This window comes from Fusibacillus kribbianus (assembly GCF_030053595.1).
GTDB lineage: Bacteria > Bacillota > Clostridia > Lachnospirales > Lachnospiraceae > Lientehia > Lientehia kribbiana.
The window spans coordinates 20,922-44,034 of sequence record NZ_JASGBQ010000016.1; the positions used below are offsets into that span (position 1 = coordinate 20,922).

Below are 23,113 nucleotides of genomic sequence, written 5' to 3' on the forward strand. Positions count from 1 at the left end.
TTGTCAGGCGGCGGTCAATTCTGTATAATGGGAGAGTGTAGAAGACGCCTTTGGAGGGGGATACAAAAGTGAAGAAGACAGGATTTGACAATGAAAAATACCTTCAGATGCAGTCCGCTCATATCAAGGAACGGATTTCCCAGTTTGGCGGCAAGCTGTATCTGGAATTTGGCGGCAAGCTTTTTGATGATTATCATGCGTCCCGCGTACTTCCGGGCTTTGAGCCGGACAGTAAATTAAAGATGCTTCTCCAGATCAAGGATCAGGTGGAGATCGTCATGGCTGTCTGCGCTGCCGATATAGAGAAAAACAAGGTGCGGGGAGATCTGGGAATCACCTACGATTCGGATGTGCTGAGGCTCATTGATGAGTTCCGGGGCATCGGTCTTTATGTGGGAAGTGTGGTGCTGACCAGATATCAGGGACAGCCGGCGGCGGAGGCCTTTAAAAAGCGGCTGGAGGCTTTGGGGGTGAAGGTGTACCGTCATTACCCCATTGAGGGTTATCCTTCCAATCTGGCCCGTATTGTCAGCGAGGAGGGCTACGGGCGCAATGAGTACATTGAGACCACCAGAGAGCTGGTGGTGGTGACGGCACCCGGACCCGGCAGCGGTAAGATGGCCACCTGCCTGTCCCAGCTTTATCATGAGCATAAGAGGGGGATCCAGGCCGGCTATGCCAAATTTGAAACCTTCCCCATCTGGAATTTGCCTCTCAAGCATCCGGTGAACCTGGCCTATGAGGCGGCTACGGCAGATCTGGATGATGTGAATATGATCGATCCCTTCCATCTGGAAGCCTACGGTGAGACTACGGTCAACTATAACCGGGATGTGGAGATCTTTCCGGTGCTCTCGGCCATGCTCGAGAAGATCATGGGAACCTGCCCTTATAAATCACCCACGGATATGGGAGTCAACATGGCGGGCAACTGCATTTTTGATGACGAAGCCACAAGGGAGGCTTCCCGCCAGGAAATCATCCGTCGTTATTATACGGCTCTTTGCGGCCGCCGCAGGGGCCTTGTGGAGGACAATGTTGTCTACAAGCTGGAGCTTCTGATGAAGCAGGCCGGCGTGACGGCAGAAGACCGGGCGGTGGTCAGACCTGCACTTTCCAAGGAAGAAGCAACCGGGGAACCGGCGGCAGCCATGGAGCTTCCCGACGGGACCATCGTTACCGGACGAACTTCTGAGCTTCTTGGACCCTGCTCCGCTCTTTTGCTCAACGCGCTCAAGACTCTGGGCGGTATCGAGGACAGCGTCCATCTGATCTCGCCGACAATCATAGAACCCATACAGAAACTGAAGGTCGGTTCCCTGGGCAATAAAAATCCCAGACTTCACACAGACGAGGTGCTGATCGCCCTGTCCATCTGTGCCGCCACCGATGAGGAGGCAAAGAAGGCTATGGATCAGCTTCCAAAGCTGAAAGGCTGTGAAGCCCATTCCACGGTCATCCTGTCCCATGTGGACGAGAAGATCTTCCGGCGCCTGGGCGTCAATATCACTTATGAGCCAAAGTATCAGACTTCCAAGCTGTATCATGTATAAACACCATGTATCCGCATGGTTGATAAAGCTGATAAAAAGAGAAGCTCTTCCGGATTGCGGAGAACTTCTCTTTTTTTGGTGCGCCTGGCGGCACACGCGTGTATGATTGCTTCTATTACTATTACTGCTTCTTTTCCTGATACTCCAGGGCAGCCCCCACGAAACCGCGGAACAGAGGATGCGGCCGGTTGGGCCGGGATTTGAGCTCCGGGTGAGCCTGAGTCGCCAGGAACCAGGGATGGGATTTGAGTTCGATCATCTCCACAATGCGGCCGTCGGGAGAGATGCCGGATAAGGTCAGGCCGTTCTCCACCATAACAGCCCGGAAATCGTTGTTGACCTCATAGCGGTGACGGTGACGTTCATGGATGGTCTCCTGACCGTAGAGCTCATAGGCCTTGGTGGTCTTGTCAAGGACGCAGGGGTAGGAGCCCAGTCTCAGGGTTCCGCCGATGTCCTCGATGCCGTTCTGGTCGGGCATCAGATGGATGACCGGATGGGCTGTCTGGGGATCAAGCTCCACACTGTGAGCATCAGCATAACCGATGACATTGCGGGCAAATTCAACGATGGCAAGCTGCATGCCCAGGCAGAGGCCGAGGAAAGGAATCTTGTTTTCTCTGGCGTAACGGATGGCACTGATCTTTCCGTCGATGCCGCGGCTGCCGAAACCGCCGGGAACAAGGATGCCGGACACATCACCGAGGATCTCCGCCACATTTTCATCGTTGACGGTCTCGGAATCCACCCATTTGATGGAAACGTCTGCCCGGTGGGCAACACCGCCGTGACGGAGTGCTTCCACGACACTGATATAGGCATCATGAAGCTGAATATATTTTCCTACGAGAGCAACGGTCACCTTTTTCTGGGGATGCTTCCAGGCGTCGATCATGGCTCTCCAATCACTGAGATCCGGCTCCGGGCAGGGAAGATGCAGGCTCTGGCAGGCAACCTCGGCCAGATGCTCCTCTTCCATGGCGAGAGGCGCTTCATATAAAATATCGACATCCAGATTCTGGAGTACATGACTGGCGGGAACGTTACAGAAAAGGGCAATTTTAGCGCGAATTTGATCATCAAGAGGGTATTCGGAGCGGCAGACGATGATATCGGGCTGGATACCGATGCCCTGCAGCTCTTTGACGCTGGCTTGAGTGGGCTTGGTCTTCAGCTCGCCGGAGGCCTTGAGATAAGGAATCAGAGTGACGTGAATCAGAATGGCATTTTCATGCCCAACATCGTGCTGGAACTGGCGGATGGCTTCCAGGAAGGGCTGGCTTTCAATGTCGCCGACAGTGCCGCCAACCTCGATAATGGCAATTTCCGTGTCCTGGGTTGAGTAATTGCGGTGAAAACGGTCTTTGATCTCGTTGGTAATGTGGGGAATGACCTGAACGGTGCCCCCGCCGAAATCGCCGCGTCGTTCCTTCTGAAGAACGGACCAGTAGATTTTGCCGGTGGTGACATTGGAGTTTTTCGTCAGGCTTTCGTCGATGAAGCGCTCGTAGTGTCCCAGGTCAAGATCTGTCTCGGCTCCGTCGTCGGTGACGAAGACCTCGCCATGCTGAATGGGATTCATGGTGCCGGGGTCGATGTTGATATAGGGGTCGAACTTCTGCATGGTGACGGTGTAGCCTCTTGCTTTCAGCAGGCGTCCAAGGGATGCGGCTGTGATGCCTTTTCCAAGGCCGGAGACTACGCCGCCGGTAACGAACACGTATTTTACGGGCATGTCTGTCCTCCTTATAATGTTGAAAAGCTCGGTCGAAAAATAACTTATATAGTATACAACCAGTGAAAAAATATTGCTAGAGGTTTTTGAAGAAAATTTTATAAATCGTTAAGAATTGTGAACAATATTTCACGGGGGACGTATTGATTTCTTGATGAAATGCTTTATAATAGTAAAGACAGCGTCAGGCTGAGACGAAGATATTACAGACTAAAGGAGAAAATATATGGATAATCCGAATCAGAATCGGAACCAGAAGAGGAACGGAAACGGGAACGGAAATAAGCCGGGCAGAAACAATCAGCTGATCCTTCTGCTGGTGGTGGCGGCAGTCGTTACCCTGCTCTGTGTTTCCATGATGAGCAGTTTCCTTTCCGACGGAACCAGGACGGAAGTGCCCTACAGCGATTTTATCCAGATGGTGAAGGATCACAAGGTGAAAGAGGTGACGATCAAGGATGATGAGATCGTCATTACCCCTGTTTCCGAGTATACGATCGGAAACAGCGGCGACACCCCGTTTTATTATCTGCAGACAGAATCCTATTATACCGTACCGGCGTATGATCCAGAACTGATACAGCTGCTTCTTGACAATGATGTGGAGATCAATGTCAAAAAGCCGGACACCAATTCCACTCTCCTCGATTTTCTGCTGGTATACATTCTGCCGGTGGTTCTCGTGTGGGTGTTTATCATGTTTATCATGAAGCGCGCCGGAGGCGGCGGCGTCATGGGCGTCGGCAAGAGCAACGCGAAAATGTATGATATTCAGAAGGAGACGGGAGTTTCCTTCAAGGATGTGGCCGGTGAGGATGAGGCAAAGGAATCCCTGCAGGAGATTGTTGATTTTCTCCATAATCCGGGCCGGTATTCTACCATCGGTGCAAAGCTTCCCAAGGGAGCCCTTCTGGTGGGACCTCCGGGAACGGGAAAAACTCTCTTGGCCAAGGCTGTGGCAGGCGAGGCGAAGGTGCCCTTCTTTTCCCTGTCCGGCTCTGACTTTGTGGAAATGTTTGTAGGCGTGGGCGCCTCACGTGTCCGGGACCTGTTTAAAAAGGCCCAGGAAAATGCGCCCTGTATTGTATTTATCGACGAGATCGACGCTATCGGTAAGAGCCGCGATTCCCGTTACGGCGGGGGCAATGATGAGCGGGAGCAGACCTTAAACCAGCTCCTTTCCGAGATGGACGGCTTTGATTCCAATAAGGGTGTATTTATTCTGGCGGCCACCAACAGGCCGGAGATCCTGGATAAGGCCCTTCTGCGTCCCGGCCGTCTGGACCGGCGGATCATCGTGGATAAGCCGGATCTGAAAGGACGTGTCAATATTCTGAAGGTCCATTCCAAGGACGTTCTCATGGACGATTCGGTGGATCTGGAGGCCATTGCCCTGGCTACCTCAGGAGCAGTCGGCTCTGATCTTGCAAATATGATCAATGAGGCAGCCATCAATGCGGTGAAGCATGGCCGCAAGGTGGTGAGCCAGTCGGATCTTTTTGAGGCTGTGGAAGTGGTCCTGGTGGGCAAGGAGAAGAAGGACCGCATCATGAGCGAGAAGGAACGGCGGATCGTTTCCTACCATGAGGTGGGACATGCGCTGGTCAGCGCTCTGCAGAAGGATTCCGAGCCGGTTCAGAAGATCACCATTGTGCCCCGTACTATGGGGGCTCTCGGCTATGTGATGAATGTGCCGGAGGAGGAAAAATATTTAAATAGTGAAGCAGAGCTTCGGGCTATGCTGGTGCAGTTCCTGGGCGGCCGTGCAGCTGAGGAGATCGTTTTTGACACAGTGACCACCGGGGCAGCCAACGACATTGAGAGAGCCACATCTGTGGCCCGTGCTATGGTGACGCAGTACGGCATGTCCAAGAAGTTTGGCCTTATGGGCCTGGAGTCCATTGAGAGCAAATATCTGGACGGCAGGGCAGTACTGAACTGTTCAGATGTAACTGCGGCTGATATTGATAATGAAGTGAAGCTGATGCTGGAGGAGGCCCACAGTGAGGCCATCCGCCTGCTGTCTGAGAACAGGGAGGCTCTGGATAAGATCGCTGCCTTCCTTATTGAGAGAGAGACCATCACCGGAGAAGAATTTATGAAAATATTCCGGGAGATCCGGGACGGCGAAGGGGAAAAACCGGCAGCGGAAGCCGGCCAGGAAGAAGCCGGCCAGGAAGAAGCCGGACAGGCGGAAGTCAGGGAGGCAACGGCAGAGCAGGCCCCGGCGGAGGAACCGCCTGTCGGATCCATCAAAGAATAACAGCACAGACAGGATATTGTCCCATCGGTCGGCGTGGGCGGCGGATACGCCTGCACCGGACGGTGGGATTTTCTGCATGAGGAGGTTTCATGTTCGACATTGAGGAGGAACTGAAAAAGCTTCCGGCAAAACCGGGCGTATATCTGATGCACGACGATAAGGATGAGATCATCTATGTGGGCAAGGCCATCAGCCTGAAAAACCGGGTGCGTCAGTATTTTCAGAGCAGCCGGGGGAAAACGGCGAAAATCAATAAAATGGTATCAAGGATCGCACGCTTTGAATATATTGTTACTGATTCGGAGCTGGAGGCCCTTGTTCTGGAGTGCAATCTGATCAAGGAGTACAGGCCCCGCTACAATACCATGCTGAAGGACGACAAGAGCTATCCCTATATCAAAGTGACCGTGGGGGAGGCGTTTCCGCGGGTATTGTTTGCGCGGGATATGAAGAGGGACAAATCCCGTTATTTTGGCCCCTATACCAGTGCCGGAGCGGTGAAGGACAGCATCGGACTGATCCACAGGCTGTATAAGATACGGACCTGCAGCAGAAATCTTCCGAAGGATACTGGTAAGGAGCGGCCCTGTCTCAATTACCATATCAAGCAATGCGCGGCTCCCTGCCAGGGCTATATAAGCGAAGAGGAATACCGGGAGTCGGTCAATCAGGTCTTAAGCTTTCTGGGAGGGCATTACGATACGATTTTAAATAAGCTGGAGAAGGACATGAGGGAAGCGGCGGAGGCACTGGATTTTGAGACGGCAGCTTCCGTCCGGGAGCTTCTGTTCAGCGTCCAGAAGATCGCCCAGACCCAGAAGATCACCGACAGCGGCCAGGAGGACAGAGACATCATTGCCTATGCAGCCGACGGCGGCGATGCGGTGGTGCAGATCTTCTTTATGAGAGAGGGAAAGCTCATTGGCCGGGACAATTTTCATCTGTCTGTTGGTGAGGGGGATGGACCGGCCCAGATCATGACAAATTTCGTCAAGCAGTTTTATGCTGGGACGCCTTTTATTCCCAGAGCCCTGATGTTGCAGCATGGTCTGGAGGAGAACGAGCAGGAGCTGATCGAAGCCTGGCTCAGTGAAAAGAGGGGCCAGAAGGTGACCATTTATGTGCCGAAAAAGGGTGAGAAGCTTAAGCTCATGGAGATGGCGGAAAAAAATGCCAGCATAATTCTTCACCAGGACAGGGAAAAAATAAAGAAAGAGGAGCAGAAGACCACAGGAGCTGTCCGGGAACTGGAGGAGGTGCTGGGCCTTTCCGGCCTTGTACGGATGGAGGCCTTTGATATTTCCAATATCAGCGGTTTTCAGTCGGTGGGGTCCATGGTGGTTTATGAGAACGGCCGCCCCAAACGGGCCGATTACCGGAAGTTCCGGATCCGGACGGTGGAGGGTCCCAATGATTACGCATCCATGGAGGAGGTCCTCACCAGGAGATTTGTCCACGGAAAGGAAGAAAAGGCCGGAGTTCGGAAGGGCGGCGGCTTTGACCGGTTTCCGGACATCCTCATGATGGACGGCGGAAAGGGACAGGTGTCCGTGGCGAAGGAGGTCCTGGAGCGGCTGGGGCTTTCCATTCCCGTCTGCGGCATGGTGAAGGATGACAATCACCGCACCAGAGCGCTGTATTTTGAGGGACAGGAGCTGCCGCTCGACAGGAGGAGCGAGGGCTTCCGGCTGCTGGAGCGGATCCAGGACGAGGCGCACCGGTTTGCCATCGAGTATCACCGGAGCCTCCGGGGAAAGGATCAGGTTCATTCGGTCCTGGAGGATATTAAGGGCGTGGGGCCGGCAAGAAGAAAGGCACTGATGCGTTATTACGGGACCATAGAGAAGCTTCGGGCAGCGACTGTGGAGGAGCTTAAGAGCCTTTCCCAGATGAACGAGGCGGCGGCAAGGGCTGTTTATGAATTTTTCCATAAGGATGCCGCACAGGAGGAGAAGCACAGGGAGGAGACCGAATAAGCTTGCGCTTCCTACTTTCCTGTGTTAGGATAAAAATTAGAATCAGATACGAAGAACAAACCCGGAAAAATCTGCAGGATTGGGAGAAGGAGGAACAGAATGGATGCACCGGTGGTTAAGCTGAGGAAGCTGATAGAAAAAGTGGAACTTGTGAATCTTACGCCGGAGATCGATATTTCTCAGATAAAGATCTGTTATCCGGATATCAACAGGCCTGCGCTTCAGCTGGCAGGATTTTTTGATCATTTCAGCCATGAACGTGTACAGATCATCGGAAATGTGGAGTATGCCTATACTAATTCCATGTGCCAGGAGGCAAAGCGGAATATGTATGAGGAAATCTTCAGGCGGAAGATCCCCTGCCTTGTCTATGCGCGGAATCTGAAGCCAGATGAGGAGATCAAGGAGCTGGCGATCCAGTACGGGATTCCACTTCTTTCCACGGGAAAGACCACGTCAGACCTGATGGCGGAGACGATCCGCTGGCTGAAGGTACAGCTGGCACCGACGATCAGCATTCACGGCGTGCTGGTGGATGTGTTTGGCGAGGGTGTTCTGATCATGGGTGAGAGCGGCATCGGTAAAAGTGAGGCGGCTCTGGAGCTCATTAAGCGCGGACATCGTCTGGTGACGGATGATGTGGTGGAGATCCGCAAGGTCAGCGATGATACGCTGGTGGGATCGGCTCCCAATATCACAAAGCATATGATCGAGCTCAGGGGCATCGGCATCCTCGATGTAAAGGCGCTGTTCGGCGCAGAGAGCGTGAAGGATACTCAGACGATCAACCTGGTCATCAATCTGGAGGACTGGGATAAGGATAAGGAATATGACAGACTCGGCATGGATGAGCAGTATACGGAATTTCTGGGCAACAAGGTGGTATGCCACAACATTCCCATTCGTCCCGGCCGGAATCTGGCCGTCATCGTGGAGTCTGCTGCAGTTAATTACCGTCAGAAGCAAATGGGCTATAATGCGGCCAAAGAGCTTTATAACCGCGTTCAGAGGAACCTGATGAGGGGGCGGACGGACGAGGACGACGATTAAAACCGGACAAAGGGCGGAAGGAAAGATGGATTTGTTTATTGACAGGCTGAAAGAAATCACAGAACAGGTTTTGAAGGACGAACCTATGAAAAAGCACACCAGCTTTCAGGTGGGAGGCCCTGCAGACTATTTTGTGACACCGGAGGATAAAAAACAGCTGGCGGCAGTCATCCGGCTGTGCCGGGAAATGGAAAAGCCGTATTTTATATTGGGAAACGGAAGCAATCTTCTGGTCAGTGACAGCGGCTACCGGGGCGCAGTGATCCACGTGGGAAAGAGCCTTGGACAGATCCGTGGGGAGGAAAACCGGATCGTTGCCGGTGCGGGAGCCATGCTTTCCAGAGTGGCGGCTTTCGCCTGCGATGTGGGCCTTGCGGGCTTCGAGTTTGCCTCCGGGATACCGGGGACCGTAGGGGGAGCCATGGTTATGAATGCCGGGGCCTACGGCGGTGAGATGGCCCAGGTGGTTCAGTCGGCATCGGTGCTTACGAAGGAGGGGGAAGAAAAGCGGCTCAGCCTTTCCGACCTTCAGATGGGTTACCGGAAAAGCTGCATTCTTCCCATGGAATATATTGTCACGGAGGTGGAGCTTCTTCTCACTCCGGGAGAGAAAGAATCGATCCGGGCCAGGATGGATGAGCTTATGGCCAGAAGAAAGGAAAAGCAGCCGCTGGAATTTCCCAGTGCAGGCAGCACCTTCAAGCGGCCGGAGGGCTATTTTGCAGGGAAACTGATCATGGATGCAGGACTCAGAGGCTTCTGCGTCGGCGGAGCCTGCGTGTCGGAAAAACACTGTGGCTTTGTGGTCAATAAAGGCGGAGCCACCGCGGCGGATATCCTGGAGCTTTGCCGCCGGATAAAGGGAATTGTGAGAGAAAAATTCGGAGTCACCCTGGAAATGGAAGTACGCCTTCTGGGGGATTTCCTTGACAATACGGTTTGAGAATGATATAACAGGAAGTGTTTTGAGGTGAGTGCATGTCTTTTTCGTCGGAAGTGAAGGAAGAGCTTTCCCGACAGGTGGGCAGTGCTAGACATTGCCAGATCGCCGAGGCGGCAGCGATTTTCCGCATGTGTGGGCAGGTGTCCCAGAATGGTGAGATCCTGACTGCGCGTATTGAAAATCCCGATGTGGTGAGAAAATTTGAAGTTCTTCTCAAGAGGGGCTTTCAGGTGACACCGGAGGTTTCCCTGCGGGGTGGTGTCCATATTCTGACGGTGCGGGACCGGGCTTCTGTATCCCGGATACTCAAGGCCATGAAGCTTTGGAGCGACGACGGGAGGCCTGAGGAGCGGGCGGATTTCATTAGCAGCAGAGTGGTTCAGAACGCCTGCTGCAAGAGAGCGTTTATCCGCGGTGCCTTTCTGGCAGGCGGATCCATCAGCAATCCGGAGAAATCCTATCATCTGGAGATCGTCTGCACCAGGGTAGAGCAGGCCGGACAGCTTACGGAGCTGATCGGAGCGTTCGGCATCGAGGCCAAGACGGTGCTTCGCAAGAAATACCACGTTGTCTACATCAAGGAAGGAAACCAGATCGTGGATATGCTGGGGGTCATGGAGGCCCACGTGGCGCTGATGAATCTGGAAAATGTCCGGATACTCAAGGAAATGCGGGGAACGGTCAACCGGAAGGTCAACTGTGAGACGGCCAACATCAACAAAACGGTATCAGCTGCTGTAGAGCAGATCAATGATATATTATATATACGCGACAAACTTGGTTTTGACAAGCTGCCGGAGGGCCTGGAGGAAATTGCAGAAGCCAGGCTGGAGCAGCCGGAAGCGACCTTAAAGGAGTTGGGTGACTCCCTGACTCCGCCGGTAGGAAAATCCGGTGTCAACCATCGTCTGCGGAAATTGAAGGAATTGGCGAAAGCCTTAAGGGATGACGAGGAGGAGAGTCTATGATCACACGGAAAATAACGATTGGGATTCCAGCCGGACTGGAGGCACGGCCGGTGGCGATGCTTGTACAGGTTGCCAGCCAGTATGACAGCACGATCTATATTGAGGATGGTTCCAGAAAAGTGAATGCCAAAAGTATTATGGGTATGATGGCCCTGGGAATGGGCGCCGGTGAGAGTGTGCAGGTCACAGTAAACGGCGAGGATGAAGTAAAAGCCATGGAGGCCATCGAGAAATATCTGAAAAGCGAGTCATAAGACAACTGAGTACCCCGCAGGAGACTGCGGGGTATTTGCAAAAAAGGAGGAAATCCCATGGCGTTTACACATCTCCATGTGCATACGGAATACAGCCTTCTGGATGGATCCAGCAAAATAAAGGAGCTGGTGGGCCAGGCAAAGGCCCTTGGCATGGACAGCCTTGCCATCACGGACCACGGCGTCATGTTCGGTGTCATTGATTTTTACAGGGCGGCAAAGGAGGCGGGGATCCGCCCCATTCTGGGCTGCGAGGTCTATGTGACCAATGGCTCCCGGTTTGAAAAAGAAGGAAACAATTCCGAGGACCGGTATTATCATCTTGTCCTTTTGGCGGAAAACAATACCGGCTATTCAAATCTGATGAAGATTGTTTCCAAGGGCTTCATTGACGGCTTTTATTACAAGCCCCGTGTGGATTATGAGGTACTGGAGACGTACCATGAGGGGATCATCGCATTAAGCGCCTGTCTGGCGGGGGAGATCCCCAAGAATCTGATCCGGGGCATGTACGAGGAGGCCTGTCAGACGGCCAGAAGATATGAGAGTGTTTTCGGAAAGGGAAACTTCTTTCTGGAGCTTCAGGATCACGGGATCCCGGAACAGCGTCTGGTCAATACGCAGCTGGTCCGTATGAGCAGAGAGCTGGGGATCGATCTGGTGGCGACCAATGATATCCATTATACCTTCGCGGAGGATGCGGAGCCCCATGATATCCTCCTGTGCATTCAGACCGGCAAGAAGGTCAGCGACGAGAACAGAATGCGCTATGAGGGCGGACAGTATTACTGCAAATCCGAGGAGGAGATGCGTAAGCTGTTCCCGTATGCAGAAGAGGCCCTTGATAACACTCAGAAAATTGCAGAGCGCTGCAATGTGGAAATTGAGTTCGGCGTGACAAAGCTTCCCAAGTTTGACGTGCCCGACGGAAAAACCTCCTGGGAATATCTAAATGAGCTCTGCTTTGAAGGACTTAAAAAGCGTTATCCCGACGATGACGGTTCCCTGCAAAAACGCCTGGATTATGAGCTGGGCGTCATAAAGACCATGGGATATGTGGATTATTTCCTGATCGTCTGGGATTTTATCAAATATGCCAGGGACAATGACATTATGGTGGGGCCCGGACGGGGGTCCGCGGCCGGAAGCATTGTTGCCTATACGCTGGGAATCACCAATATCGATCCGATCCGCTACAATCTGCTCTTTGAACGGTTCCTGAATCCGGAGCGTGTCTCCATGCCCGATATTGACGTGGACTTCTGCTTCGAGAGAAGGCAGGAGGTCATCGACTATGTGGGACGCAAGTACGGCAAGGATAAGGTAGTGCAGATCGTAACCTTCGGTACCCTGGCGGCCCGGGGCGTCATCCGGGATGTGGGAAGGGTGCTGGATATGCCCTACGCCCTCTGCGACCAGATCGCAAAAATGGTACCCAAGGAGCTCAACATTACCATTGACGAGGCACTGAAAAGCCCGGATCTGGCCGAGGCCTACAGGAGCAATGACCAGGTAAAATATCTGATCGACATGTCACGCCGTCTGGAGGGCCTTCCCCGGCACACCTCCATGCATGCAGCGGGGGTGGTGATCAGTCAGAAGCCGGTGGAGGAATACGTGCCCCTTTCCCGGGCAGCTGACGGTTCCATCACCACCCAGTTCACCATGACGACGCTGGAGGAACTGGGACTTCTCAAGATGGATTTCCTGGGACTGCGTACGCTGACGGTCATTCAGAACGCGGTGAAGCTGGTGGAGAAAAGCCGCGGGATTTCCATAGATATCGATCACATCGATTTTGATGACAAGGCAGTGTACGATTCTCTCTGCACCGGACGGTGCGAGGGAGTGTTCCAGCTGGAAAGCGCAGGGATGAAAAGCTTCATGAAAGAGCTGCAGCCCCACAGCCTGGAGGATGTGATCGCCGGGATCTCCCTGTACCGGCCCGGACCCATGGACTTTATTCCTCAGTATATCCGGGGCAAAAGCCACCCCGAGGAGATCACCTACCATTGCCCTCAGCTGGAACCGATCCTGAAGCCGACCTACGGCTGTATCGTTTACCAGGAGCAGGTTATGCAGATTGTGCGGGATCTGGGCGGCTATACCCTGGGGAGAAGCGATCTGGTGCGCCGCGCCATGTCCAAGAAGAAGGCGGCAGTCATGGAACGGGAACGGCAGAACTTTGTCTACGGCAATGAGGCAGAGGGGGTAAAGGGCTGCATCGCCAACGGAATCGACGAAAAGACCGCCAATCAGATCTACGATGAGATGACGGATTTTGCAAAGTATGCCTTCAACAAGTCCCACGCGGCGGCTTATGCCGTGGTGGCCTATGAGACGGCTTATCTGAAATATTATTACCCGGTGGAGTATATGGCAGCGCTGCTCACCTCAGTCATCGACAACTCCTCCAAAGTATCGGAATACATCCTTGTCTGCAGAAGTATGGGAATTCCGCTTCTGCCGCCCGATATCAATGAGGGCGTCGCCGACTTTTCCGTGTCCGGCGGAGGGATCCGTTACGGACTTTCGGCCATCAAGAGCATCGGAAGGAGCGTCATTGATGAGATCGTCCGGAACCGGGAAGAAAACGGTCCCTATCTGAATCTCAAGGATTTTATATACCGGCTGACCAACAAGGAGATCAATAAGCGAAGCCTGGAAAACTTCATCAAATCCGGCGCCCTGGACGGCCTTCCCGGCACCAGAAAGCAGAAGATGCTGGCTTCCATGGAGCTGGTAGAGCAGAAAAACCGGGAGAAGAAGATCGATATTGCCGGACAGATGAGCCTCTTTGATTTTATGGGAGAAGAAGAGAAGAAGGCTCATGAGTCTGTTTTCCAGGATGTGGGAGAATATGAGAAGGAGGAGCTTCTGGCATATGAAAAGGAGGTCCTCGGTATTTATATCAGCGGCCACCCTCTGGAAAAATACAGAGAAAAATGGGAGCGGAATATCACGGCCAGAACCTCTGATTTCAATGTGGATGATGAGACGGGAGAGGCAGCGGTCACCGATGGCCGGATTGTCACCGTTGGCGGTATGATTACCGGAAAAACGGTCAAGACTACAAAAACCAACCAGCTGATGGCATTTCTTACCGTTGAGGATATGGTGGGGACGGTGGAGGTCATCGTATTTCCCAGAGATTACGAAGCAAACCGGGCGGTTCTCACTGAGGACAATAAGATCTTTGTGCGGGGAAGGGTGTCCCTGGGCGACGAAGCCAGAGGCAAGCTGGTATGCGAACGGATCATTCCCTTTGACAGTCTGCCGAGGATCCTGTGGGTCCAGTTTGAGGACAAGGCATCCTGGTTTGCCGGGGAGCAGAAGTTCCTTTCACTGATCGCCGACAGCGACGGGAGCGATCAGGTGGGAATCTTTTTAAAGAAGGAACGGGCAAGAAAGCTTTTGGGAATTTCCAACACAGTACGGGCCGACGAGGCACTTGTGGAAAAACTTGCCCTAAAATATGGGAAAGAGAACGTAAAAGTTGTGGAAAAGCCTATTGAAAACAGGGAAATAATCAAATATAATTAGAAGTAATTCTATTTTTCGGTGAGAACCCTGCCCATGGGGCGTTTTGGAGGAAGAGATTATGGCAAATAAAATCAACACCATCGGCGTACTGACCAGCGGCGGAGATGCTCCGGGCATGAATGCGGCAATTCGTGCAGTAGTCAGGACTGCCATCGCCAAAGGAATGAAGGTTAAGGGAATTCAGAGAGGATATGCCGGCCTTCTGAATGAAGAGATCGTGGATATGAACAGCCGGAGCGTTTCTGAGATCATTCAGAGAGGCGGAACCATTCTCTATACGGCCCGCTGTGAGGAATTCCGCACGGAGGAGGGCCAGGCGCTGGGGGCCGAGATGTGCAGAAAGCACGGCATTGAAGGACTGGTGGTCATCGGCGGCGACGGTTCCTACCGGGGAGCCGGAAAGCTGGCAGAGCACGGGATCAACACCGTAGGGCTGCCGGGCACCATTGATCTGGACATTGCCTGCACCGATTATACCATCGGCTTTGATACGGCAGTGAATACAGCCATGGAAGCCATCGACAAGATCCGTGACACGTCCACATCCCACGAGCGCTGCAGCATCATCGAGGTTATGGGACGGAACGCGGGATACATTGCTCTGTGGTGCGGCATTGCCAACGGTGCGGAGGATATTCTTCTTCCGGAACGGTACGACAACAACGAACAGGATATCATTAACCATATTATCGAACACAGGAAAAAGGGAAAGAAGCATCATATCATCATCAATGCCGAAGGCATCGGTCATTCCACCAGTATGGCGAAGCGGATCGAGGCGGCCACCGGCATCGAAACAAGAGCTTCCATCCTCGGATATATGCAGCGCGGCGGCATGCCTACCTGCAAGGACAGGGTTTATGCTTCCATCATGGGGGCAAAGGCAGTGGAGCTTCTGGCTGAAGGCAAGAGCAATCGTGTAGTCGGCTGGAGAGGCGGTGCTTTTGTGGATTATGACCTTCACGAGGCGCTGGCGATGCAGAAGGATATCAATGAAGATGAATATGCGATCAGCAAGATGCTTTCCCGGTAAGCGGAAAGCAGCAGGGGCAGAATAACACATACCAAAGGTGACGATATTTATGACAGGAACAGGTGAGATTGATAAGCTGAATATGGCCGGTGCAGTGGAATTTGACGATGGTGCTTTGAAGCCGGTGGAAGAAGTCGTCCACGACGGAAACGGAGGAAAGGAGTCCAAGCGGATCATCGCCGGGGGCGATACGATGCTGACCTCCACGACTCCGGAGGAGCTTTTTGATATTTTGATAGAATCCATAAAGAAATATCATCCTTCCGATGACCTCAGCATGGTGAGAAAGGCTTATGAGATTGCCCGCGCCGCCCATGAGGGGCAGCTCAGGAAATCGGGAGAGCCCTATATCGTTCATCCCCTGAGCGTGGCCATTATCCTGGCCCAGCTGGAGCTTGACAAGGAATCCATCATTGCCGGTATTCTCCACGATGTGGTCGAGGATACGGTCATGACTATGGATGAGATGAAGCAGACCTTCGGAGAAGAGGTGGCCCTTCTGGTGGATGGCGTCACCAAGCTGACTCAGCTGTCCTGGTCTGCCGACAAGGTGGAGATCCAGGCGGAAAATTTAAGAAAGATGTTCCTTGCCATGGCAAAGGATATCCGGGTCATTCTCATTAAGCTGGCGGACCGGCTCCACAACATGCGTACCCTCAAGTATATGAAGCCGGAGAAGCAGAAGGAGAAGGCCAGGGAGACCATGGAGATCTATGCTCCCATTGCAGACCGCCTTGGTATTTCCAAGATCAAGATCGAGCTGGATGATCTGTCCTTAAAATATCTGGAGCCGGATGTATACCGGGATCTTCAGGAAAAGATTTCCCTGCGCAGAGTTACCAGGGAAGAGTTTGTACAGAATATCATGGAAGAAGTGAAGACTCACATGAAGGCAGCGGGGATTGAAGCCCGGGTGGACGGCCGTGTGAAACACTTCTTCAGTATTTACAAGAAAATGGTGAACCAGCACAAGACGCTGGATCAGATTTACGATATTTTTGCAGTGCGTATCATTGTGGAGACTGTCAAGGACTGTTATGCGGCTCTGGGTGTCATCCATGAGATGTATAAGCCCATTCCCGGGCGGTTTAAGGATTATATCGCCATGCCCAAGGCGAATATGTACCAGTCTCTTCATACCACGTTGATCAGCAGCACCGGGCAGCCCTTTGAGATACAGATCCGTACCTATGACATGCACCGGACAGCGGAGTACGGCATTGCCGCCCACTGGAAATATAAGGAAGGGCAGGACGGCAAGAGCATTGCCCAGAAGGAAGAGGAGAAGTTAAGCTGGCTTCGTCAGATCCTGGAGTGGCAGAAGGATATGTCCGACAACAAGGAATTCCTCTCCTCCCTGAAGACCGACCTGGATATCTTTTCAGAGAGTGTTTACTGCTTTACGCCGGGGGGCGATGTGAAAAACCTGCCCAGCGGTTCCACTACGGTGGATTTTGCCTACAGCATTCACAGTGCCGTCGGCAATAAGATGGTGGGCGCCAGAGTCAATGACAAGCTGGTTCCCATCGATTACGTGATCCAGAACGGAGACCGGGTGGAGATCATTACCTCCCAGAACTCCAAGGGCCCCAGCCGCGACTGGTTGAAGTCGGTAAAGAGTGCTCAGGCCAAGAATAAGATCAATCAGTGGTTCAAGACCCAGAACAAGGAAGAGAACATTATCCGCGGCAAGGACATGATCGATCATTACTGTAAGGCGAAGGGGATCAACTTTGCCGAGATCGGCAAGCCGGAGTATGAGGAGAAGGTTCTCTCCAAATACGGCTTCCTGGAGTGGAATGCGGTGCTGGCAGCCATCGGACACGGCGGCCTCAAGGAAGGCCAGGTGGTCAATAAGCTTCTGGAGGAATACAAGCGGAAAAATCCCAGCGAGCTCTTGACCGATGAAAAGGTTCTGGAGGATGCGGCTGCCAGGGAGAAGCGTCCTCAAGAAAAGAGCAAGAACGGAATCGTGGTGAAGGGTGTCCATGATCTGGCTGTGCGTTTTTCCAGATGCTGCAGTCCGGTGCCCGGAGATGAGATCGTGGGCTTCGTGACAAGGGGCCGTGGAATTTCCATTCACAGAACAGACTGTATCAACATTATCAATCTGCCGAAGGAGGAAAGAAGCCGCCTGATCGATGCGGAATGGCAGCTTCCTGATGGGGACAGGACACAGGAGACCTATTCGGCGGAGATCAAGATCTATGCCAGAAACAGGATGGGTCTGGCCGTGGATATCTCCAAGGTATTTACAGAGCGGCAGATCGACATCACGTCGATGATGATCCGCACCAGCAAACAGGGGATGGCCACTGTGACCATGAGCTTTGATACTCATGGAGTGGATGAACTGTCGAAGCTGATCGAAAAGCTGCGTCAGATCGACAACGTCATTGACATTGAGAGAACGGCGGGATGATATGAAAAAGCTGAAGATCGAATGTGCGGTGCTGGGAATGATCAGTACCAACTGTTACTTTTTGAATAACACACAGACAGGGGAGACAGTCATCGTGGATCCTGCGGACAGCGCCCGTTCTATTTATGACTGGTGCCTGAACAACAGGAGAAAGCCTGCAGCCATTCTTCTGACCCACGGACATTTTGATCATATGAAAGGGGCAGAGGAGCTTCGGGATCTGTTTAACGGAAGGAACACCTCCGGGGATACAGACGGCAGGATCAAAATATATGCCGCAGAGAAGGAGCGGGAGGTGCTGGAAAACGCCGAGTACAATCTGTCCGGAAAATGGACCAGTCCCATTACGCTGAAGGCGGATGAATTTTTAAAAGACGGACAGAAGCTGTCGCTGGCAGGCTTTGAGATCGAGGTGATCGCCACGCCGGGCCATACGGCCGGAGGCCTGTGTTATTATATTCCGGAGGAGCAGGTGCTCATGAGCGGCGATACGCTGTTTGCCGGCTCCTACGGGCGGGTGGATTTTCCGACCTCGTCCATGTCGGATCTGGCCCGGTCTATCCGGGAGAGGCTTCTGGTGCTTCCGGAGGATACGGTTGTTTATCCGGGGCACGGGGAGAGCACGACGATACAATATGAGCGGGCCCATAACCCGCTGACACAGTGGATGAGATAGGGGCACGGCGATGCCCCGTTTTCATTTGACTGAAAAAGGAGACGGACAAAAGCTCCGGATCCTGCAGCATGAGGGGAAACGAGTATGATTTGGTGGATGATTGCGGCAGTGCTGGCTTTCTTTGTGAAAGGGCTGTGCGGTTTTGCCAACACGCTGGTGTTTACGACAGTTTTAACCTTCGGGGCAGACAATATCAATATCTCGCCGGTGGAGCTGCTTTCAGGCTATCCGACCAACGCGATCCTTGCATGGCGGGAACGAAGCTGTCTGAAATGGAAGATATGGCTTCCGCTGGCAGCACTGGTGCTGGTGGGAAACGTACCGGGGATTTTGTTTTTAAAAAATGCGGATAACGGATTGATCAAGATCATTTTCGGTTTTGTCATCATTCTGGTGGGACTGGAAATGCTTGTCCGGGAGAGACGACTCAGGAAGACAAAGGAGTCAAAGGCGGTCCTTATACTGATCGGGATCCTCTCGGGAATTCTGTGCGGCCTTTACGGCGTAGGAGCCCTGCTGGGTGCCTATGTGGGCCGGGTCACCGAGGACAGCCATTCCTTCAAGGCCAATATCTGTATGGTTTTTCTGGTGGAGAATACCTTCCGGATCATTCTGTACACGGTTTGGGGAATTCTGAACGTATCGCTTCTGAAAAAAGCGGCGGTGCTTCTTCCCTTCACTCTTGCCGGCCTGCTTCTTGGAATGTATGCGGGACGGATCATGAATGAAAAGACCGTCAGAAGGCTGGTGACATGGATGCTGATCGTGTCGGGAGCGGCACTGATCGTTATGAATCTCTGATGGAATGGTCAGCGGAAAGCGACAGGAGGACAAGGGTTTATGAGAAGAAAAGACAGAGAGGTTACAGACAGGGAGAAAATAAAGGATATTGTGGGTCGGTGCAGCTGCTGCCGTCTGGGCTTCCAGGATGAGGGCGGAGTTTACATCGTTCCCTTAAGCTTCGGCTTTACGGAAAAGGAAGGCGCTTATACCTTTTATTTTCATGGGGCAAATAAAGGGCGGAAGCTGGAGCTGATGGAGAGGAATCCTGTGGTGGGCTTTGAATTGGATACCAATTATAAGCTCAATGAGGATGAGCTGGCCTGCGAATACTCGGCGCGGTTTCAGAGTGTGATCGGGACAGGCCGGGCAGCCCTGGTGACGGATGAGAAAGAACGGCAGGTCGGGATTGGTCTGATCATGGAGCATGTCACAGGCCGGGGAGATTGGGAGTTTGATGAGAATATGCTTCGCAAGACGGCTGTTTTTAAGGTGGAAGTGCAGGAACTGGCCTGCAAGGAGCATCTGTAAGGAGATACGATATGGAGCCGGAAAAATTTCTTGAAATCTTATCGGTGGCAGAACGCCTCAAATGCAATACCAGGCATTCCTGGACCTCCAATGGCAGGAGGGAGAGCGTGGCCGAGCACAGCTGGCGTCTGGCTCTTATGGCGCTCCTTCTGAAGGATGAATTTTCGAAGCTTGATATGGACCGGGTGATACGAATGTGTCTCATCCATGATCTGGGTGAGGCATTCACCGGAGACATTCCCACCTTTTTAAAGACAGAGGATGATGAAGAAAAGGAAAAAAGGGAATTTATGGGCTGGATCGACTCCTTTCCACCTGTGCAGAGGTCGGAATTCAAAGCACTGCTGGCAGAGATGGAACTGAGAGAAACAGAGGAAGCCAAACTCTATAAAGCCCTTGACAATCTGGAGGCAGTGATCCAGCACAACGAGGCGGATATTTCCACCTGGCTTTTGCTGGAGTATGAGCTGCAGTTTACCTATGGCGCCGATAAGGTGGGATTTTCCGATTATCTGAAGCGGCTGAAGGAAGCGATAGACAGGCAGACAACAGAAAAAATTGCAGCGGAGGGGACTGTGCCCGCGGCTGCAGGAGAAAGGAATTGCGATGATTTATCTGAAGCTTAGTGAGGAAAACTTTGAATACGATGTGCGGGGCCTTCTCATGGCATTTTATCCCGGGGCAGAGATCACCACAAAGGAGGGGGAACCGTCGGCTGATGACCGGAAGCTGACCGTAGATTATATGGACGGAGAGATCCGGGTGGAGTTATGTTCAGCAGGGGGAAATTCGCTGGCCTTCGGACCGGTGGATTACAGTGACCGGAAGGCGGCTAAATCCCTTCTCAAGCGTCTTGTTTACAGTCTGCTCAGCGAGGATACCGGGAAAGAACTTCCCTGGGGAACGCTGACCGGCATCCGTCCGACGAAGATCCCCATGGCCATGCTGGAGGAGGGAGCGTCCGATAAAGAGATTTCTTATTATATGCGGGAGACCTACCTGGCCAGCCAGGAGAAGATCGATCTGAGCATCGAGATCGCCAGACGGGAGAAAGAGGTGTTAAAGCACATCGATTATGAGGACGGCTACAGCATTTACATCGGGATCCCCTTCTGTCCGACCACCTGCCTTTACTGCTCCTTTACCTCCTATCCGGTGGCAAAATGGGCGCCCCGGATGGACGAGTATCTGGATGCACTGTTTAAGGAGATCGATTATACGAAGGAAGCCTTTGCGGGGAAAAAGCTCAATACGATCTACATCGGCGGCGGGACTCCCACGACGCTGGAGCCATACCAGATGGAACGGCTTCTCTCCAAGGTGGAAGAGAGCTTTGACCTTTCCCATGTACAGGAGTGGACGGTGGAAGCCGGCCGGCCGGACAGCGTGACACCGGAAAAGCTGCGAGTGCTGAAGCGTCATCCGGTCACCCGGATCTCCATCAATCCGCAGACCATGAAAGAGGAGACCTTAAGGATCATCGGCAGACGCCATACGCCGGAACAGATCGAGGAGGCGTACCGGATGGCCAGAGCCGAAGGAATGGACAACATCAACATGGATCTGATCATGGGCCTTCCCGAGGAGAATATTGACGATGTCCGTTATACCATGGAAAAGCTTTATTCCATGGCGCCGGACAGCATTACGGTTCATTCGCTGGCGATCAAGCGGGCGGCAAGACTCAACCGCATGTGGGATCAGTACGCACATATGAAATTTGAAAATACGGAGGAGATGATGAATCTCACCGCCGCCTACTGCCGCAGACTCGGCCTTGAGCCCTATTATCTGTACCGCCAGAAAAACATGGCCGGCAATTTTGAAAATGTGGGATATGCGAAGCCGGGCAAGGCCGGGATCTACAATATTCTTATTATGGAAGAGAAGCAGACTATTGTGGCCATGGGGGCAGGCTCCACCACAAAGGCCGTATTTCCCGGCGGACGCATTGAGCGCTGCGACAATGTGAAGGATATCGATCTGTATCTGGAGCGGATCGACGAGATGATTGACAGAAAACGGAAACTTTTGTCTTGAAAACCGACAGATGTTCGTGTATGATAAACAGTGTGTGCCCGGAGAACGGGCAAAAACAGAGGAGATAATCATGGCAATGACGAAAAAGCCGGTAACCGGCATGAAGGATATTCTCCCTGCGGAAATGCAGGTAAGAGATTATGTGATCAATCAGATTCAGGAGACTTATAAAAGCTTCGGTTTTTCCCATATTGAAACTCCCTGTATGGAGAATATCGGAAACCTCTCCAGCAAACAGGGCGGAGAGAACGAGAAGCTGATCTTCAAGGTGCTCAAGAGAGGGGAGAAGCTTCACATCCCTGAGGCACAGACCGAGGAGGATGTGGTGGATTGCGGCATGCGGTATGACCTGACCGTGCCCCTGTCCAGATATTACGCCAACAATTCCGCTTCCCTTCCGGCACCCTTCAAGGCGCTGCAGATGGGGAATGTGTGGAGAGCCGACCGGCCCCAGAGAGGACGGTTCCGTCAGTTTATGCAGTGCGATATCGACATTCTGGGCGATCCCACCTGTCTGGCGGAGATCGAATTGATGTCCGCGACCACGACGCTGCTGGGAAAGCTGGGCTTTGCAGGCTTTAAGGTCTGCTTCAATGACCGCAGAGTGCTTAAGGCAATGGCTGCCTACAGTGGATTTGAGGAAAAGGATTATGATCAGGTCTTTATTATCCTGGATAAGATGGATAAGATCGGTATGGGCGGTGTGGAGGCAGAGCTTCTGGAGAACGGCTTTGCAAAGGATGCCGTCGACAGATACATGGGACTATTTGCTGCAATGGAGGAAGGCGGCGACAGCCTCGGATGTCTTTCTGAGAAGCTTTCGGGAGTCATCGCAGACGATGTGATCCCCGGTATGCAGACTATCATTGAGAGCGTGAAGGCGGCAGCCTCCTGTGAGTTTGCCCTGGTCTTCGATCCGACTCTGGTCCGCGGCATGTCCTATTACACCGGTTCCATTTTTGAGATCAAGATGGAAGAACTGGGCGGTTCCGTGGCAGGCGGCGGCCGTTACGATGAGATGATCGGAAAATTCACCGGTATGAACACGCCGGCCTGCGGATTTTCCATCGGCTTTGAGCGCATCATCACCATTCTCATGGAGAAGGGCTTCCAGGTGCCGCAGGCAGGTGCGAAGAAGGCGTATCTGATCGAGAAGAACATGCCGGTGGAGGGCATGGTAAAGGCCCTTGCCGAGGCAAAAAAGGAGCGGGAGGCCGGCGTTCAGGTGCTGGTTGCCACTATGAATAAAAATAAAAAATTCCAGAAGGAGCAGCTGACAAAGGAAGGCTACGGGGAATTTAAAGAATTTTATCGCAAGTAAAAACTTAAATAAATGAGGTGAAGAC

General features: G+C 52.8%; 17 protein-coding genes. 16 read left to right on the plus strand and 1 reads right to left on the minus strand.

Annotated features, from left to right (window positions below):
- The first annotated feature begins 68 nt into the window (after positions 1 to 68).
- The gene (locus tag QJ036_RS09205; RefSeq protein ID WP_283231099.1) at positions 69 to 1,553 is read left to right on the plus strand and encodes a DUF1846 domain-containing protein; all 1,485 of its coding nucleotides are present in this window, start codon (positions 69 to 71) and stop codon (positions 1,551 to 1,553) included.
- A 121-nt stretch (positions 1,554 to 1,674) separates the two neighbouring features.
- Here the strand turns inward: QJ036_RS09205 and QJ036_RS09210 are convergent, their stop codons facing one another.
- The gene (locus QJ036_RS09210) at positions 1,675 to 3,288 is read right to left on the minus strand and encodes a CTP synthase (protein ID WP_283231100.1); all 1,614 of its coding nucleotides are present in this window, start codon (positions 3,286 to 3,288) and stop codon (positions 1,675 to 1,677) included.
- 226 nt (positions 3,289 to 3,514) lie between these two features.
- Here QJ036_RS09210 and ftsH point away from each other — a divergent pair, with 226 nt between their 5' ends.
- The 15 genes from ftsH (at position 3,515) to hisS (ending at position 23,088) form a co-directional block, all read left to right on the plus strand.
- Positions 3,515 to 5,551, plus strand: a complete 2,037-nt coding sequence (gene ftsH, locus QJ036_RS09215; protein ID WP_283231101.1) for an ATP-dependent zinc metalloprotease FtsH — start codon at positions 3,515 to 3,517, stop codon at positions 5,549 to 5,551.
- An 89-nt stretch (positions 5,552 to 5,640) separates the two neighbouring features.
- Positions 5,641 to 7,527 (plus strand): excinuclease ABC subunit UvrC, encoded by a 1,887-nt coding sequence (gene uvrC, locus QJ036_RS09220; RefSeq protein WP_283231102.1) that lies wholly within the window; start codon positions 5,641 to 5,643, stop codon positions 7,525 to 7,527.
- Between the two features lie 99 nt (positions 7,528 to 7,626).
- Positions 7,627 to 8,577 carry an HPr(Ser) kinase/phosphatase gene (hprK, locus tag QJ036_RS09225; RefSeq protein ID WP_283231103.1) on the plus strand — a complete coding sequence of 317 codons (951 nt, stop codon included), beginning with the start codon at positions 7,627 to 7,629 and terminating at the stop codon, positions 8,575 to 8,577.
- Positions 8,578 to 8,602: 25 nt separating this feature from the next.
- Positions 8,603 to 9,520, plus strand: a complete 918-nt coding sequence (murB, locus tag QJ036_RS09230; protein ID WP_283231104.1) for a UDP-N-acetylmuramate dehydrogenase — start codon at positions 8,603 to 8,605, stop codon at positions 9,518 to 9,520.
- A 35-nt stretch (positions 9,521 to 9,555) separates the two neighbouring features.
- A complete protein-coding gene (gene whiA, locus QJ036_RS09235) occupies positions 9,556 to 10,488 on the plus strand; it encodes a DNA-binding protein WhiA (protein ID WP_283231105.1) in 933 nt (310 codons plus the stop codon).
- Positions 10,485 to 10,742 (plus strand): HPr family phosphocarrier protein, encoded by a 258-nt coding sequence (locus tag QJ036_RS09240; protein WP_283231106.1) that lies wholly within the window; start codon positions 10,485 to 10,487, stop codon positions 10,740 to 10,742. Before whiA ends, QJ036_RS09240 begins: the two co-directional genes overlap by 4 nt.
- A gap of 57 nt (positions 10,743 to 10,799) precedes the next feature.
- Positions 10,800 to 14,285 carry a DNA polymerase III subunit alpha gene (locus QJ036_RS09245; protein WP_283231107.1) on the plus strand — a complete coding sequence of 1,162 codons (3,486 nt, stop codon included), beginning with the start codon at positions 10,800 to 10,802 and terminating at the stop codon, positions 14,283 to 14,285.
- A 58-nt stretch (positions 14,286 to 14,343) separates the two neighbouring features.
- On the plus strand, positions 14,344 to 15,318 hold the full coding sequence (pfkA, locus tag QJ036_RS09250) for a 6-phosphofructokinase (RefSeq protein ID WP_283231108.1): 975 nt from the start codon (positions 14,344 to 14,346) through the stop codon (positions 15,316 to 15,318).
- Positions 15,319 to 15,511: 193 nt separating this feature from the next.
- Positions 15,512 to 17,740, plus strand: a complete 2,229-nt coding sequence (locus QJ036_RS09255; protein ID WP_283231131.1) for a RelA/SpoT family protein — start codon at positions 15,512 to 15,514, stop codon at positions 17,738 to 17,740.
- Between the two features lies 1 nt (position 17,741).
- Positions 17,742 to 18,416, plus strand: coding sequence for an MBL fold metallo-hydrolase (locus QJ036_RS09260; RefSeq protein ID WP_283231109.1), 675 nt, complete (start codon positions 17,742 to 17,744; stop codon positions 18,414 to 18,416).
- 84 nt (positions 18,417 to 18,500) lie between these two features.
- The gene (locus QJ036_RS09265) at positions 18,501 to 19,217 is read left to right on the plus strand and encodes a sulfite exporter TauE/SafE family protein (protein WP_283231110.1); all 717 of its coding nucleotides are present in this window, start codon (positions 18,501 to 18,503) and stop codon (positions 19,215 to 19,217) included.
- A 39-nt stretch (positions 19,218 to 19,256) separates the two neighbouring features.
- Complete coding sequence (locus QJ036_RS09270) at positions 19,257 to 19,727, plus strand: pyridoxamine 5'-phosphate oxidase family protein (protein WP_283231111.1); 471 nt, start codon at positions 19,257 to 19,259, stop codon at positions 19,725 to 19,727.
- Between the two features lie 11 nt (positions 19,728 to 19,738).
- A complete protein-coding gene (locus QJ036_RS09275) occupies positions 19,739 to 20,353 on the plus strand; it encodes an HD domain-containing protein (RefSeq protein WP_283231112.1) in 615 nt (204 codons plus the stop codon).
- Entirely contained in the window at positions 20,334 to 21,767 is a 1,434-nt protein-coding gene (gene hemZ, locus QJ036_RS09280) for a coproporphyrinogen dehydrogenase HemZ (protein WP_283231113.1), read from the plus strand. Before QJ036_RS09275 ends, hemZ begins: the two co-directional genes overlap by 20 nt.
- Positions 21,768 to 21,837: 70 nt before the next feature.
- Entirely contained in the window at positions 21,838 to 23,088 is a 1,251-nt protein-coding gene (gene hisS, locus QJ036_RS09285) for a histidine--tRNA ligase (protein ID WP_283231114.1), read from the plus strand.
- Positions 23,089 to 23,113: the final 25 nt, after the last annotated feature.